General features: G+C 64.8%; 11 protein-coding genes, 1 tRNA gene and 1 pseudogene. 5 read left to right on the forward strand and 8 right to left on the reverse strand.

Translation table 11 applies throughout. The features are described 5' to 3' along the window. The first annotated feature begins 202 nt into the window (after positions 1-202). Complete coding sequence (locus QX070_RS16300; protein ID WP_315711867.1) at positions 203-382, forward strand: hypothetical protein; 180 nt, start codon at positions 203-205, stop codon at positions 380-382. 120 nt (positions 383-502) lie between these two features. Here QX070_RS16300 and QX070_RS16305 read toward each other — a convergent pair. Continuing rightward, positions 503-1002: pseudogene (locus QX070_RS16305) on the reverse strand (PQQ-binding-like beta-propeller repeat protein); the annotation flags it as partial. Positions 1003-1069: 67 nt separating this feature from the next. On the opposite strand from QX070_RS16305, the gene QX070_RS16310 reads away from it, so the two are divergent. Continuing rightward, the gene (locus QX070_RS16310) at positions 1070-1546 is read left to right on the forward strand and encodes a hypothetical protein (protein ID WP_315738036.1); all 477 of its coding nucleotides are present in this window, start codon (positions 1070-1072) and stop codon (positions 1544-1546) included. Between the two features lie 348 nt (positions 1547-1894). Here QX070_RS16310 and QX070_RS16315 read toward each other — a convergent pair whose 3' ends face one another. Beyond that, positions 1895-2479 carry a Panacea domain-containing protein gene (locus QX070_RS16315; RefSeq protein ID WP_315738037.1) on the reverse strand — a complete coding sequence of 195 codons (585 nt, stop codon included), beginning with the start codon at positions 2477-2479 and terminating at the stop codon, positions 1895-1897. Positions 2480-2702: 223 nt separating this feature from the next. Here QX070_RS16315 and QX070_RS16320 point away from each other — a divergent pair. Continuing rightward, a tRNA-Cys gene (locus QX070_RS16320) sits at positions 2703-2776 on the forward strand. A 50-nt stretch (positions 2777-2826) separates the two neighbouring features. Here QX070_RS16320 and QX070_RS16325 read toward each other — a convergent pair. From QX070_RS16325 to QX070_RS16350, 6 genes are read right to left on the reverse strand one after another with little or no spacing between them, the layout of a single operon-like run. Continuing rightward, positions 2827-3000, reverse strand: a complete 174-nt coding sequence (locus QX070_RS16325; protein WP_315738038.1) for a hypothetical protein — start codon at positions 2998-3000, stop codon at positions 2827-2829. Between the two features lie 50 nt (positions 3001-3050). Continuing rightward, positions 3051-3788, reverse strand: a complete 738-nt coding sequence (locus QX070_RS16330) for a tRNA-uridine aminocarboxypropyltransferase (RefSeq protein ID WP_315738039.1) — start codon at positions 3786-3788, stop codon at positions 3051-3053. 39 nt (positions 3789-3827) lie between these two features. Next, positions 3828-6932 carry an efflux RND transporter permease subunit gene (locus QX070_RS16335; RefSeq protein ID WP_315738040.1) on the reverse strand — a complete coding sequence of 1035 codons (3105 nt, stop codon included), beginning with the start codon at positions 6930-6932 and terminating at the stop codon, positions 3828-3830. Further along, the gene (locus QX070_RS16340) at positions 6932-10060 is read right to left on the reverse strand and encodes an efflux RND transporter permease subunit (protein ID WP_315738041.1); all 3129 of its coding nucleotides are present in this window, start codon (positions 10058-10060) and stop codon (positions 6932-6934) included. Before QX070_RS16340 ends, QX070_RS16335 begins: the two co-directional genes overlap by 1 nt. A gap of 29 nt (positions 10061-10089) precedes the next feature. Then, on the reverse strand, positions 10090-11484 hold the full coding sequence (locus QX070_RS16345) for an efflux RND transporter periplasmic adaptor subunit (protein ID WP_315738042.1): 1395 nt from the start codon (positions 11482-11484) through the stop codon (positions 10090-10092). Beyond that, positions 11474-12928, reverse strand: a complete 1455-nt coding sequence (locus QX070_RS16350; RefSeq protein WP_315738043.1) for an efflux transporter outer membrane subunit — start codon at positions 12926-12928, stop codon at positions 11474-11476. The genes QX070_RS16345 and QX070_RS16350 overlap by 11 nt, the downstream gene beginning before the upstream one ends. A 367-nt stretch (positions 12929-13295) precedes the next feature. On the opposite strand from QX070_RS16350, the gene QX070_RS16355 reads away from it, so the two are divergent. Together QX070_RS16355 and QX070_RS16360 are read left to right on the forward strand one after the other, a co-directional pair. Beyond that, on the forward strand, positions 13296-14609 hold the full coding sequence (locus tag QX070_RS16355; RefSeq protein ID WP_315738044.1) for an NAD(P)/FAD-dependent oxidoreductase: 1314 nt from the start codon (positions 13296-13298) through the stop codon (positions 14607-14609). Positions 14610-14616: 7 nt separating this feature from the next. After that, complete coding sequence (locus QX070_RS16360) at positions 14617-15462, forward strand: DUF1365 domain-containing protein (RefSeq protein ID WP_315738045.1); 846 nt, start codon at positions 14617-14619, stop codon at positions 15460-15462. Positions 15463-15464 lie beyond the last annotated feature (2 nt).

Consider the following 15464-nt stretch of genomic DNA (forward strand, 5'->3'; position numbering starts at 1 on the left):
AGACGGGTCAAGGGAAGACGAGAAGTCTCGAGGGGTGTGAGCCTGTTCACATCGGAACAGCGCGGACCGCCGTACCTTTTGGAACGACGGGCACCGGTAACGATTAGGTCCTTTGCGCCCGATCGTTAGAATTTGAGCGATCCGCTCAATTTGAACAAAGTGGAATTCTGCCATCGTGGCTCGCAGTTTGCGCGAGGGCAAGATGAGCGAAGCCGAATACGAGTTGTTGATGGACGTTGTGAGAACGGCTATTGCGCCCGAGACCGAGACCGATTCCATGGCCCGCTTGTTTTCGATCCTGCATTTCCCCACGGCAGCCAACGACAACCAGGGCGCCTGGCCGCTGATCCCGTTTCCAGACGGCTGGTTCGCGGCCTGCTGACGCGCGATCTTCTGTCGCCATGCAGGCCAGGCGATCGGCACGTCTTGGCCGGAACACTGCTGCGATCTTCGTTTCCCGGAATGGCGACGGCCGAGGCCGCCGCCATTCAGATCACCGGCGCTACTTCCTGACTGCGAACACCCAGACGACGCCGCCTTGCGGAACGTTGTCTTCGAGACCGATGTTGCCTTTCGAGAGCGCATCCTGGATGCGCTGCGCGTCGACGCCCCAGCCGGACTGCACGGCGATGTACTGGGTACCATCGACCTCATAGGCGACCGGCATGCCCATGATGCCCGAATTCGTCTTCTGCTCCCACAGCAGCTCGCCGGTCTTGGCATGGAAAGCCCGGAACATCCGGTCATTGGTGCCGCCGACCAGGACGAGATCGCCCGCCGTCGCGGTCACCGACCCGAACAGCTGGGATTTGGGGAAATTGTGCGACCAGACCTTCTTGCCTGTCGCTGGATCCCAGGCCTGCAGCTCCCCGAAATGGTCGGCACCGGGCCGCACCGTGAGCCTGATGTCCTCGGCCTTGGTGCCGAGCCAGAGCTGGCGGGAACGAGCGACAGCTTTTCCCCGGTGAAGCCGCCGCAGAAATTCTCGTTCGCCGGCACGTACGCCGGTCATCCCGATGCGGCGGCCGCCGCGGTGATCTGCTTCGAGTAGCTGCAGCGGCCGGAAAACGTGCTGGCCGGCTACTTGACCTGGAACGACTACCGCGGCCCGCGCGCGCCGACGCAGATCCGCATCGAGCACCACAAGACCGGCGAGATGGTGCTACATCCGCTCGAGGAGACGACGGCCGACGGCCACACGCTGTTCTACGAGGAGGCCGAGGCCGTGCTGGCCAAGGTGCCGCGCCTCGGCCTGGGCATCGTCATGCGCGACCGCCCGACGCCGAGCGGCCCGCGCAAATGGGACAACATGAGCATGGCCCGCCTGGTGCGGGCGCTGCGCGAGCGGCTTGGCCTGCCCGCGACCTTCACCATCGACGCCTGCCGCCACGGCGGCATGACCGAACTCGAAGAGGCAGAGTTCACCGACGGCCCGGGCCGCGCGCTGTCTGCCCACAAGTCGAAGGCGTATGAGGGATATGCGAAGAAACGGGCGCTGGCGGCAACACGGAAGCGCTATGCGCATCGGATCGGGATCGTAGGGTGAGATCAGAACCAGACCCAAGGCCCGTGTTCGATAGGACGCTCAATTCGATAGGACGCTCACCGATTATTAGTAGTCTTCGCCCTCGTCTGCGACTTCCGCCCACTGGAGAATTACGTCGTTATCCTCGTTGACTACGAAGGTCACGACTAGAGGCGGGATATAACCCTCGATCATGCGTGTTCGCGCGTACCTGAAGCGACACCAGTCGTTTTCAAAAAGCGGAAAGCCAAACGGATTTTCTTGTAGTCCTTCAATGATTGTTTCAAGGGCTAGGTCAACTGCTCGGTAGCCTCCAAGCTGCTCCACGCTTTCCGCAAAATTGGGGCCCTCGATTATCTGTCGCACTTGCTATTTGCTGCGCCAACCGTGTTCAGCTCCCAATTTGAGGAGTCGTCCACGCTGTCCAGCCCCTATTGGTTCATCCGACAAATAGGCCGATTGATACGGCATCGGTTCACCATTTTCCCGCGTTCTCCACGCAACCCCGTGCGACTTCTCGCTGACCTCCTTTGCCGTCAAATCCCAATAGGCGGCAACGGCACGATCAAGGTAATCTAAATCCTGCCTGCTGAAGATTGTAAGGAATGGATCTGAGAGAGCGACAGGGCGCTGTTCGTAGTGATGTCCCTTTAGAATTCTGCTAATCTTTAGATGGCCTTCGGCTTGAAGGTCATTGAGAACCGGGAGCATTTCAACAGGAGCCGGGCCCTGTCTTAGCTTCTGATACATCCGCCCAGTTACCGGCTGCCCTCGCTGGGTGAATGACTCGAAATCGGCGTGCCAAATAATCTTGTTGAGTTTTACGAGGCCAAAGAAAGGTGTCCTCTCACAAGCCTTGGAGACATAAAGGACCGCCTCCCGAAGACGGCGCTGGCCGCCGGGTAGATCGACCTCCCAGGTCAATTTTGCTCGGGTCTCCGGAATGCTTGACATGTCAGTAACCTAGGCTCTCGAACGATTCTACGCTAGCCCTCGTCAGATCCGGCGCCGACTGATCCGCCCAATGACATTCATCAGCGTCTCACGCATTCTCATGGAACGAACCCGCAACTCCAGTTTCAGAAATGAAGCGGCCGGGAGTTTCAGAACTGGTGGATGGAACGAAACAAGCCGGTTGCCTAACCCATTGATCTCCGGTATCGATCCGTCATGTTGGGGCCACGTGGCGGAGTGGTTACGCAGCGGTCTGCAAAACCGTTTACACCAGTTCAATTCTGGTCGTGGCCTCCACTCAATCAAAATCAAGCGGTTGGACTACCCATTGGGGCCGCGAACCGGCCCTAGAAGGGCAGATCGTCGATGCCGCCGGGATAGCTGACCTGCGCGCGCGGCCAGGTCAGAATTGCCCTCCGTTCACCGGCCGAGACACCGCCCCGATCCGAGCCAGACCTGCCGGCCAGCCGGGGCGCGTAATCCCGGAACTGCACCACATTGGACTTTTCTGCTTCCTGCATGGCTCTCATCCTCGTTCCATGCTGCGATGCAAGAAGCGTACCCTCGGTTCCTAAACCCGCCGTTTGCGGCTGCGCCAATCCGGCTTGCGGGCCTTTGGGCGGGGCGTGAGCTCCGGATGCTCTTTCTCCACCTCCCGATACCGCGCAAGCATGCGCTCGAAGCTCGCGTCGAGGGCCGTGGCGATCTCAGGCCGCCGTTCCAGCGCGGCCATCAGCATCCCGGCCGCCTCGATGGTCGACAGCCCGTCGCGGCGCGGTTCGCGGCGCAGCCGACCGTAGCGCGACGGCTGCCGCGGCCCGAGGATCACGCGCTGGCACTTCAGCATCCACGGATTGCGCCACCACAGCGCCTTGGCCTGGCTCCAGGTGCCGTCGAGCAGGATCACGCCCTCGATCGACTTGAGGATGGCGCGCTGGTTGTCGGCCACCTCACCCTTGCGGGTCACCGCGACCACCTCGCTCTCGGGATCGAGCTCGGCCGCCTTCGCCGAGCCGAGATAGAGAATGGCCCAGCGCGCGGGATCGGCGACCGGCCGTCCCAGTGCCTTGGCGAGGCTCGGCCAGGACAGCCCGACCTTGACCACCGCGTTCTTGAAATGCAGGGCGGCGAGCCGCGCGGTGCCGAGGGCGCGATCCTGCTCCTGCGGGTGCTGCAGGATCAGGAGCCCCAGCCGGCTTTCCAGCGGTGTGACGCTGTCGCAGATGCACAGCGGCAGCGGCTTCTGGCAACGCGGGCAATCGGGCGGCGCCTCGGTGGCGAGCGGCGGATGGTCGTGTGGTTCTGGCATGCGGCGGCTATACGCGCCCGCGGACAGCGCCACAACGGCTCATTCGGCGGGCGCGGCAAGCGGCTCCGGCGCAGGCCGGCGGCGTAGCCGGTCGATCAGCAGGTAGATCACCGGCGTGGTGTAGAGGGTGAGGATCTGCGACACCAGGAGGCCGCCAATGATGGTGATGCCGAGGGGACGGCGCAGCTCGGTGCCGGGACCGGTCGCGATCACCAGCGGCAGGCCGGCGAACAGCGCGGCGAGCGTCGTCATCAGGATCGGGCGAAAGCGCACCCGGCAGGCCTCGAAGATCGCATCGGCCGAGGACATGCCGCGCTGGCGCTCGGCCTCGAGCGCGAAGTCGACCAGCATGATGCCGTTCTTCTTGACGATGCCGATCAGCAGGATGATGCCGACGAAGGCGATCACGGTCAGCGGCGTATTGGTGATCTGCAGCGCGAGCAGCGCGCCGAGCCCCGCCGACGGTAGCGTCGAGATGATGGTCAGCGGATGCGCCAGGCTCTCATAGAGCACGCCGAGCACGATATACATCGCGGCCAGGGCGAACAGGATCAAGAGCGGCTGGCGGCCGCTGCTCTTGTTGAAGTCTCCGGCATTGCCGTCGAAGCTGCCGCGGATGCCCTCCGGCATGTGCAGCTCATCGACGGCGCGCTGGATGTTGGCCGTCGCGGTCTGCAAGGGCACGTCCGGCAGCAGGTTGAACGACACGGTGGTCGAAGGGAACGATTGTGAGTGATACACCGCCAGCGGTGATAGGCCGCGCTCGGCCTTGACCAGCGCCGACAACGGCACCTGCGCGTCCCCTGCCCCGGCCACATAGATGCGGTCGAGATTGGAGGGATCAGTCTGGAATTTCGGGTCGATCTCCAGCACGACCATGTACTGGTTGCGCTGGCTGTAGACGATCGAGATCTGGCGTTGCGCGAAGGCGTTGTTGAGCGCGTTGTCGATGTCCTGGACGCGGACGCCGAGGCTCGCCGCCTTCTGTCGGTCGATCCGCAGCGCGAGCTGCAGGCCACCGGGATCGCGGTCGCTGGAAATGTCGGTGATGCCGTCGACCGTCTCCAGGCGCTTGGCGACGATCGGCGCCCATTTCTGCAGAAGGTCGAGATCGGGGCTGCTCAACGTGTACTGGTAGTCGGAATCGCTCTGACGACCGCCGGTGCGCACGTCCTGCGCGGCGAACATGAAGAGCCGAATGCCGGGGACCATCGCGAGGCTCCGCCTGAGGCGGTTGATCACGAGCTCAGTCGAGACGCCCTCGCGCTCCGCCGGGGGCTTGAGGTTGATGAACATGGTGCCGCGGTTGGACGTCGCGCCGCCCGGCCCGCCGCCGCCCCCGATCGTCGAGCCGATCCCGGCCACGGCGGGATCGGCCATCACGATGTCGGCGAGCCGCTGCTGCAGGCCCAGCATGGACTGGAACGAAATGTCGGCCGAGGCGCGCGTCGCACCGATGACGAAGCCGGAATCGTCGGTCGGGAAATAGCCCTTGGGCACCTTGATGTAGAGCGTCACCGTGAGCGCGATGGTGGCGAAGAACACGATCAGGGTAAGGAACGGATAAACCAGCACGCCGCGCAGCGTCCAGGCATAGAAGCGGACCATGCCGGACAGCGCGCCTTCGACGATACGGTCGAACCAGGTGGCACGATCGGACAGCGTCTCCTTGATGTAATGCGCGCAGATCATCGGCGTCACCGTCAGCGACACCAATGTCGACACGACGATTGCGAAGGTCAGCGTCAGCGAGAACTCACGCAGGAGACGGCCGACGACGCCGTCCATGAAGATCAAGGGCACGAAGGCTGCAATCAAAGAAAGGCTGATCGACAACACGGTAAAGCCGATCTGGCGGGCGCCATCGAGCGCGGCGCGCATCGGCGACAGGCCATGCTCGAGATTGCGGTACATGTTCTCGATCATGACGATGGCGTCGTCGACGACGAAGCCGACGGAGATCGCGAGCGCCATCAGCGAGAGATTGTCGATCGAGAAGCCTGCGAGCCACATCGCCGCGCAGGTGCCAGCCAGCGCCAGCGGCACCGAGACGCCGGCCGCGACCGTCGGCACCAGGCGGCGCAGGAACATGAACACGACGACCATCACCAGCACGGCGGTCGCGAGCAAGGTCCACTGCATGTCCTCGACCGAGGCGCGAATGGTCCCTGTGCGGTCGACCAGAGTGGAGATCTCGATGCCGGCCGGCAGCCATTGCTTGAGCTCCGGGATCAGCGCCTTCACGCGGTCGACGGTCTCGATGACATTGGCGTCGCCCTGCTTGGCGATCTGGATCAGCACCGCCGGCTGCTTGTTGAACCAGGCAATCGAACGCACGTTGCGTACGGAATCCTCGACGTCGGCGACATCCGACAGCCGCACGAAGCTGCCATTGCTGCTCTTGATCAGGATGTCGCGGAATTCGGCCGCACTGCGCATCTGCCGGTTGATGGCAATGGTCTCGCTCTGCCGCGCGCCCTCGAAGATGCCGACCGGCCCGATCGGATTGGCATTGATGATCGCCGTCCGGACATCGTCGGTCGAAATCCCGGCATTGGCGAGCGAGACCGGATTGAGTGCGATGCGCACGGCAGGCTGATCGGCGCCGCTGACCGTGACATTGCCGACGCCGGGCACCTGGAACAGACGCTGCGCCAGAACGGTGTCGGCGACGTCGTACATCGCGCTCGGCGTCATCGTCTTCGAGGTCAGGGCCAGAACGAATACGGGAGCCGCGGCCGTGTTCGCCTTGCGGAAGCGCGGCAGCGCCGGCAGGTCGCTCGGAAGGTCCGACAGCGAGGCGTTGATGGCCGCCTGGACGTCACGCGCGGCCTTGTCGATGTCGCGGCCGATCGAGAACTGGATCTGGATGTTGGTGGTGCCGAGCGAGCTCGTCGATGTGATCTGGTCGACACCTGCGATTTCGCCGAGCCGCCGCTCCAACGGCGCCGCGACCGTCCCCGCCATGACGGACGGGTCCGCACCCGGGCGCGACGCGCTGACGAAGATCGCGGGGAAATCGACGTTCGGCACGGGCGCGACGGGAAGGAAGATATAGGCGACGATCCCGACCAGGAACAAGCCGATCGAGAGCAGCGTGGTGCCGACCGGCCGGCGAATGAACGGCTCGGAGATCGAGGCCATCACTGGATGCCTTCGGTCGCACCTGCGATCGGCGGCGACGGCAGGTTCGGCGCCGGCGGCAGCGCGCGCTCGAAGCGACGATTGATGCGGTCGAGCGCGAGATAGATGACCGGCGTCGTGTACAGCGTCAGCAATTGGCTGAGCAGCAGGCCGCCAATGATGGAGATGCCGAGCGGAAAGCGCAGCTCCGAGCCGGTGCCGCTCTCGATCGCCAGCGGCAGCGCGCCGAACAGCGCGGCCAGGGTCGTCATCATGATCGGGCGGAAGCGCAGGAGACACGCCTGCACGATCGCTTCGTAGGGTGTGCGGTTTTCGTGACGCTCCGCTTCGAGCGCGAAGTCGATCATCATGATCGCGTTCTTCTTGACGATACCCATCAGCAGAATGATGCCGATCAAGCCGATGACCGAGAGATCCTGGCCGAACAGCATCAAGGCCAGGATGGCGCCGACGCCCGCCGACGGCAAGGTCGACAGGATCGTGATCGGATGGATGTAGCTCTCATAGAGCACGCCGAGCACGATGTAGATCGTGACCACGGCCGCCAGCAGCAACCAGGGCTGGCCGGCCAGCGACTTGGCGAACTCGGCGGCATCGCCCGAATAGACACCGATGATGCTGCCGGGCATGCCGATGCGGTTCTCGGTCGCATGGAGCGCCTCGACCGCCTCGCTCAGCGCCGCGCCGGACGCGAGATTGAAGCTCAGCGACACCGCCGGAAACTGCGCCTGGTGCGAGATGGCGAGCGGCGCGGTGGTGCGCTTCAGGCTCGCCACCGCCGAGAGCGGCACTTGGCCGCCGGCGCCAGGCAGATAGAGCTTCGATAGGATCGAGGGATCGCGCTGATACATCGGCAGCGCCTCCAGCACGACGCGGTACTGATTGGCCTGACCATAGATCGTCGAGATCTGCCGCTGCGCGAAGGCGTCGTTGAGCGTGTCGGTGACGCCCTGCAGACTGACGCCGAGCTGGCCGGCGCGCTGGCGGTCAATGGTCAGCTCCGCGCGCAGGCCGCCCTCCTGGGCTTCGGAGGAGGCGTCGCGGAATAGAGGGTCGCGGCGCATTTCTCCGACAAGCTGCCTCGCCCATTTCGACACCTCGGTGGCATCGGCGCCGGTCAGCGTGTACTGATATTGCGAGCGGCTCGCCTGGGTCGAGATCTGCACGTCCTGGACCGGCTGGAAGTACACGGTCATGCCGGGCACGCCCGAGGTCTTCTGCTTCAGCCGATCGATCACCTCGGCGACGCCATCTTGCCGCTCGCCAAGCGGCTTCAAGGTCATGACGAGACGGCCGACATTGGTGGTCGGGTTGACCGATCCGGCGCCGATCACCGAGACGACGCCGACGACGTCGGCGTCAGCTTGGATCGCGGCGGCGACGTCCGCCTGGCGTTTCGTCATTTCGGCGAACGACACGTCGGGGCCGGCCTCGGTCACCGCAGTGATCGAGCCGGTATCCTGCAGCGGCAGAAAGCCCTTGGGCGCGACGACGTAGAGCGCCAAGGTCGCCGCCAAGGTCGCGAAGGTCACGACCAGCGTCTCGGTCTGGCGATCCAGCACCCACAGCAGGCTGCGATGATAGACGGCCACGGTACGGTCGATGAAGCGGCTGACGGCGTTCAGCCCCGGCAGCACCCACTCCTCGCTGGCGTGCTTCAACAGCCGCGAGCACATCATCGGCGTCAAGGTCAACGACACCACCGCCGATGTCACCACTGCAATCGTCAGCGTCAGCGCAAATTCCCGAAACATGCGGCCGACCAGACCGGACATGAACAAGAGTGGAATGAACACTGCGATCAGCGATACCGTCAGCGAGATGACAGTGAAGCCGATCTCGCGCGCGCCTCGCAGCGAGGCGTTCATCGCGCTCTCGCCATTCTCCATGTGGCGCACGATGTTCTCGATCATCACGATGGCGTCGTCGACGACGAAGCCGGTGCCGATCGTGAGTGCCATCAGCGAGAGATTGTCGAGGCTGAAGCCGGCGAAGTACATCACGCCGAAGCTCGTGATCAGCGACAGCGGCAGCGCGACGCCGGCGATGATCGTGGCCCGCAACGAGCGCAGGAACAGCAGCACGACCAGCGTCACCAGCACCACGCTGAGCAGCAGCGTGAACTGCACGTCGTGCACCGAGGCGCGGATGGTCACGGTACGATCGCTGACGATAGCGAGCTTCACCCCGGCCGGAATCATGCGCTGCAGCTTCGGGATCTCGGCACGGATCTGCTTGACGACCTCGATGACGTTGGCACCCGGCTGGCGCTGGATGTCGAGGATGACCGCAGGGACACCCTGGTACCAGCCGCCGGTCCGATCGTTCTCCAGACCATCGAGAATCGTTGCGACATCGCCGATCGTGACCGACGAGCCGTTGCGGTAGGCGATGATGATCGGCTTGTAGGCGTCGGCGGCCCCGATCTGGTCGTTGGCCGTGATCAGATAGGCCTGCTGCGCCCCGTCCAGCGATCCCTTGGGTCCGGAGACGTTGGCGCCTGCGATGGCGGCGCGCAGGTCCTCTATCGAGATGCCATAGGCCGCGAGCCGCGCCAGGTCGGCCTGCACGCGCACCGCGGGCTTCAGTCCGCCGAGCACCGAGACGCGGCCGACGCCGGAGACCTGGCTCAGCCGCTGCGCCAGGATCGTGTCGGCCATGTCGCTCATCGCGCGCAAAGAGATCGTGTCCGAGGTCAGCGCGAGCGTCATGACCGGCGCGTCGGCCGGATTGACCTTGGCGTAGGTCGGCGGATAGGGCAGCGACTTTGGCAAGACGCCGGCGGCGGCATTGATTGCCGCCTGGACGTCCTGCGTGGCGCCGTCGATGTCGCGTCCGAGATCGAACTGCAGCGAGATCTGGCTGACGCCGAACGAGCTTGTCGAGTTCATCGCGGACAACGACGGGATCTGGCCGAGCTGGCGTTCCAGCGGGGCCGTGATCAGCGAGGCGATCACATCAGGGCTGGCGCCCGGCAGTTGCGTCGTCACCTGGACAGTCGGGAAGTCGACCTGCGGCAGGGCCGAGACCGGCAGCGCGAGATAGCCAAGCAGGCCGCCGATCAGCAGGGCGACGCCGAGCAGCGAGGTCGCGATGGGACGGCGGATGAAGGGTTCGGAGACGCTCATCGCGACTGCTCGTCACTCTTGCGCTTGCGTCATGGCTGTGCCTTCGCGCCGCGACCTGCCTCACTCCCTCCCTGGGGCGCTGCACCGCCGGCGTCGGTCTGCCCCCCAGCCTCAGGCCTGCGGCGCCGCTCGCCGTCCTTCGGCGCGCCTTCGGGTGGCGCTCCGCCCTCCTTCGCCTGCTCTTTTCCTTGCGGATTGCGGCTGCGCTTGCGCGGCGCCAGATCGGCCTGCGGCGTCTGCTCGGCGCGTCCGACCACGACTTTGACGCCGTCGGCCAGATTGGCAAAGCCGGTCGTCACCACGCGGTCCGACGGGCTAAAGCCGCTGGCGATCACGGCCTCGCTCTCGTTCTGCTGCACGACCGTCACCGGATGGGCCGAGGCGATGTCGCCCTCGCCGATCACGTAGCTGAACGTGCCTGCCGGCCCGCGCTGCACGGCCGAGGTCGGCACCGTGATCGCCTGCGACAAGATCTCGACCTTGAGGCGGACATTGACGAACTGTCCGGGCCAGAGCTGGAATTTGCCGTTGGGGAATTCTGCTTTCAGTTTCAGCGTGCCCGTCGTCTGATCGACCTGGTTGTCGATACCCCGCAACGTGCCGGTGTCGATGACGGTGACGCCGTCATTGCCGAACACGTCGACAGCGAGCGGCCCCTTGGCGGCGGCCGCATTGACGCGCATGATCTGCTGCTGCGGCAGGCTGAACTGCACCGCGATCGGCTGAAGCTGCGTGATGACGACGAGACCGGTCGCGTCGGAGGCATGAACGATGTTGCCCTGGTCGACCTGGCGCAGGCCGGCGCGGCCGGACAACGGCGCCACGATCTTGGTGTAGCTCAAGGTCGTCGCCGCATTATCGATCGCGGCCTGATCCGCCTTGATCAGCGCCTGCTGCTGCGCCACCACCGCGCGCTGCGTGTCGGCCTGCTGCTTGGAGCCGGCATTGCTGGCGGCCAGCTGCTCGTAGCGGGCGAGGTCGAGCTTCTGGTTGGCAAGCTGCGCCTCGTCCTGTGCCTTCTTGGCGACGGCCTGGTCGTACTGCGCCTGGTAGATCGCCGGATCGATCTCGGCGAGCACGTCGCCCTTCTTGACGTCCTGCCCCTCGACGAAATTGACGGCGATCAGCTTGCCGTCGACCTGGGAGCGCACCGTGACGGTGTTGAGCGCGCGCACCGCGCCGACGCCGTCGAGATAGACCGGCACGTCCTTGATGACAGGCGAGGCGGCCAGGACCGGAACCGGAAGGTCGGGCCGCGCGAAGCGGTTGTTGGCCTGCTGCTTCTGCTGCATCGCCGACCAGCCGATATAGCCGAGGCCGCCCAGGATCAGCAGCGTGATCGTGATCGACACCAGCCGCCGTGCCACGCTGGACCGCGCGCGCTTCACTGCCGCTGCTCCCTTCTCGTCCGGTTTAAAGAGCATCGGCCGACTTCTCCATGCGCGGCTCCCAGCCGCCGCCGAGCGCCTGATAGAGGCTCACGAACGCCTGCAGGCGCGCCAGTTGCGCCTGCCATAGCGCGTCCTCGGCCTGGAACAGCGTCAATTGCGTATTCAAGACTGTCACGATGTCGGCAGTTCCCGCGCGCAGTTGCTGCTCGGAGAGCTGGAAGGCGCGGCGGGAGGCGGCAACGACTTCTCGCTGCAATTGCAACTTGATCGTGGTCTGCTTGATCGAGAACAGCGCATTGTTGACGTCGGTGAAAGACTGGATGACCGTCTTGCGGTAGGTTTGCAGCAGCTCGTCCTGTCGCGCCTTGGCGTTCTCGAAATTGCCCAGGATTCTGCCACCATCGAAGATCGGCTGGGTCAGGCTGCCGGCGAGGCTGAAGAACGCCGCATGCGGCTGAAACAGCGACACCAGTGCTGCGCTCTGGTAGCCGCCATTGCCGGTCAGCTGGATGCTGGGAAAGAACTGCGCCCGCGCGCTGCCGACATTGGCGGTGGCCGACGCCAGCTGCGCTTCCTGCCGGCGGATGTCCGGCCGTTGCGTCAAGAGTTCGGACGGCAGCCCGGGCGTGACCCGCGGCGTCCTGATCCGGTCGAGCGAGCCGCCGGCAATGCGAATGCCCTCGGGCGATCGCGCGACCAGCACGGCCAGCGCGTTGACGTTCTGATCGAGCGTCTGGCGCAGCGGCGGCACCGCCGCCTTCTGGTTGGCGAGCACGCTCTCCTGCTGCGCGACGTCGAGATCATTGCCGGTGCCCGCCTTCTGCCGCTCGCGGATGGCATCGAGCACACGCGTGGCGCTGGCGATGTTGCGCTCGGCGGTCCGAATCCGATCCTGAGCGGCCAGCACCTGGAAATAGGCATTGGCGACGGTGGCGAGCGTCGTCAACTGCGTGACGTCGCGGTCGAAGCGGTTGGCCACCGCGGTTTCCTCGGCCGCCTGCAGCGCGTCGCGATTCTGGCCGAAGAAGTCGAGCTGGTAGCTCGCAGAGAGCGAGGCTTGGTAATTGACGACCTCGCGGCCGCCATTGGTGAGCCCGCTGGAGCTCGACCCGGACGTGCGCGAATAGGTCTCCTGCCCCGTGCTCGACAGGCTTGGCAGCAGCGCCGCGCCGGCCTGCCGCGCCAGCGCATCGGCCTGCCGGAACCTTGCCACAGCAGCGGCAATATCAAGGTTGACGCTCTGCGCCTCCTCCATCAGCTGGGTCAGCTCGCGTGATCCGAAGCCGCGCCACCAATCCAGCGGCGGCGGCGCCGCCATATCGGAACCGGACGCCGCCTTGTAGCGCTGGGGCAAGTCGAGGGCCGGATCGGGAATATCCTGGGTCAGCAGGCAGCCGGCCGAGTTCGCCGCCAATCCGATCGCCGCCAGCCAGTGGACAAATCGCCGCAGGGTAGCCGGCACACGGCGCTCCCGCATCCCGGCGACGATCCGCGGGTCAGCGGACGCGCGGCAAGGCTCGTCGACGGCGATCGGCACGATGGACACTGGCGTGATGCTTCCCTGTAGTCTTGGGAATCATTCTAGCCGCAGCCCACGGCGCCGGACAGCCCTGCAGCCCCCCGTCCCCCCAGCAGCGATGGTGCCGATAAAGTCCACCGAATCGACGAATCTCCCGTAAATCAGCGGAGTTTCGTGCAGGCACGGCCACGGGCCACGGGCTGCCGCCTTACCAAGATTTCATCTGTCGAATGCCGTTTTGGACGGGGTGTGACGCGGGGAGCGCGCCCGTGAAACCCTTTGGCGGCGACTCCGTAACTTGCACGTGAACTTCAGGGGGGCATTCATGCGAGTTGCGGTGGTCGGAACGGGTATTGCGGGTAACGCCGCGGCCTGGTCCCTGGCGAAGCGTTATCCGATCACCGTCTACGAGCGCGATCTCCGTCCGGGCGGCCACAGCCACACCGTGACGATCGACTATGACGGCGCTCCGGTCTCTGTCGACATCGGCTTCATCGTCTACAACGAGCTGAACTATCCTGAGCTCACCGCCTTGTTCGACCATCTGGGGGTCGAGACGGTCGACAGCAGCATGAGCTTTGCCGTCACCGCGGATGCCGGCCGCTTCGAATGGAAGGGGGGCGGCAACACCTGGCTCGACACCGCCAAGGGGCTGTTCGCGCAGCCGAGCAATCTGCTGTCGACATCCTATCTCTGGATGCTCAGGGACATCCTGACCTTCAACGAGCAGAGTACAGCCGACTTCAAGGCCGGGCGCCTGCATGGCCTTACGCTCCGGGATTATTTCCGGCGCAACCATTTCGCCCCGCGACTGCTCACCGACTATCTGGCGCCGATGGGTGCCGCGATCTGGTCAGCCCCGGCGTCCGAGATGCTGGACTTTCCGGCCGAGAACTTCGTCGCGTTCTTCAGCAATCACAGATTGTTGCAATATGACCGTCCGGTCTGGCGCACCGTCAAGGGCGGCAGCCGCCGCTATGTGGAGAAGCTGACGTCGAGCTTCCGCAAGCACATCCGGCTCGGCAGCGCCGTGACCAGCATCGAACGCACTGCCCACGGCGTCGTCGTTCAGGACAGCAGCGGCCGTCGCGACACCTACGATCATGTCGTGATCGCCGCACACAGCGACCAGGCGTTGTCGATGCTCACCGATGCGGACGAGCGGGAGCGCAGCATCCTCGGGGCGATCAAATATTCGCCCAACACGATCTATCTGCACCGTGACAGCAGGCTGATGCCGAAGCGTCGCCGCGCCTGGGCTTCGTGGAATTTCCTGCGCTGGCAGCGTGAGGGCGTTCCCATGAACGACGTCGCCGTCACCTATTGGATGAACAACCTCCAGGACATCGACAACGCCAAGCCGCTGTTCGTCAGCCTCAACCCACCCTTCGCTCCGGCTCCGGAGCTAACCTTTGGCAAGTATATCTGTGAGCACCCGCAATACACGGCTGCCGCCTTTGCGGCGCAGAAGCGTCTGGCAGCGATTCAGGGGCAGCGCCATACCTGGTTCTGTGGCGCCTGGACCGGCTATGGCTTTCATGAGGACGGGCTACGCTCGGGTCTCGCCGTGGCAGAGGCGCTCGGCGCGAACGTGCCGTGGCGCGGGCTTCCCACCGAGCTCGCCGAGGCTGCGGAATAGGCGCGATATGGACATGGATCACTCGGGACCAGATGACAGAACGGAAGCGGCCGCGCTCTATGTCGGACAGGTCATGCATGCCCGCATGCGCCCGACCACGCATCGCTTCCGCTATCGCGTGATGAGCCTGCTGATCGATCTCGGTCGGCTCGACCAGGCGGACCGGCAGGCTTCGCTGTTCGGGGTCAATCGGCGCGCGCTCTACAGCTTCCACGAGGCCGACCACGGTCCGGGCGACGGCTCGTCGCTACTGGCCTATGCGCAGACCTGTGCGGCGGATCAGGGGATCGATCTCAGCGGTGGGCGCGTGCTGCTGCTGTGCTATCCGCGGCTGCTCGGCTACGTGTTCAATCCGCTGTCGGTCTATTTCTGCTATCGCAGCGACGACACCCTGGCGCTGATGATCTACGAGGTCCGCAACACCTTCGGCGAGATCAAGCCCTATGTGCTGCCGGTCAGGCCGGATGAGCTATCGGCAGCAGGGCTCCGCCAGGCGCAGGACAAGACCTTCTACGTCTCGCCCTTCATCGACATGGCGATGCGTTACTATTTCCGGGTCATGCCGCCGGGCGACAATGTCAAGCTGCGGATTCTCGAAACTGGGGCCGACGGCCCCCTGCTCGCCGCAACCTTCTCCGGCCGCCGTCGCACGCTGACCTCTGGCTCCCTGCTCGCCACCTTCGTCTCGCTCCCGCTGGTGACTGTCAAAATCTTTGCCGCGATCCATTGGGAGGCGCTGCGGCTGTGGGCCAAAGGCGTCCGCCTCGTCCCGCGCGGCGAAATCAGCGCAAGCCCTGGAACCAATACCGGCTTGGCGGGGAACGGCAGCCACGCTTATATTTCACGACGCTGACC

The sequence above is a fragment of the Bradyrhizobium sp. SZCCHNR1093 genome, assembly GCF_032381175.1.
Lineage (GTDB): Bacteria > Pseudomonadota > Alphaproteobacteria > Rhizobiales > Xanthobacteraceae > Bradyrhizobium.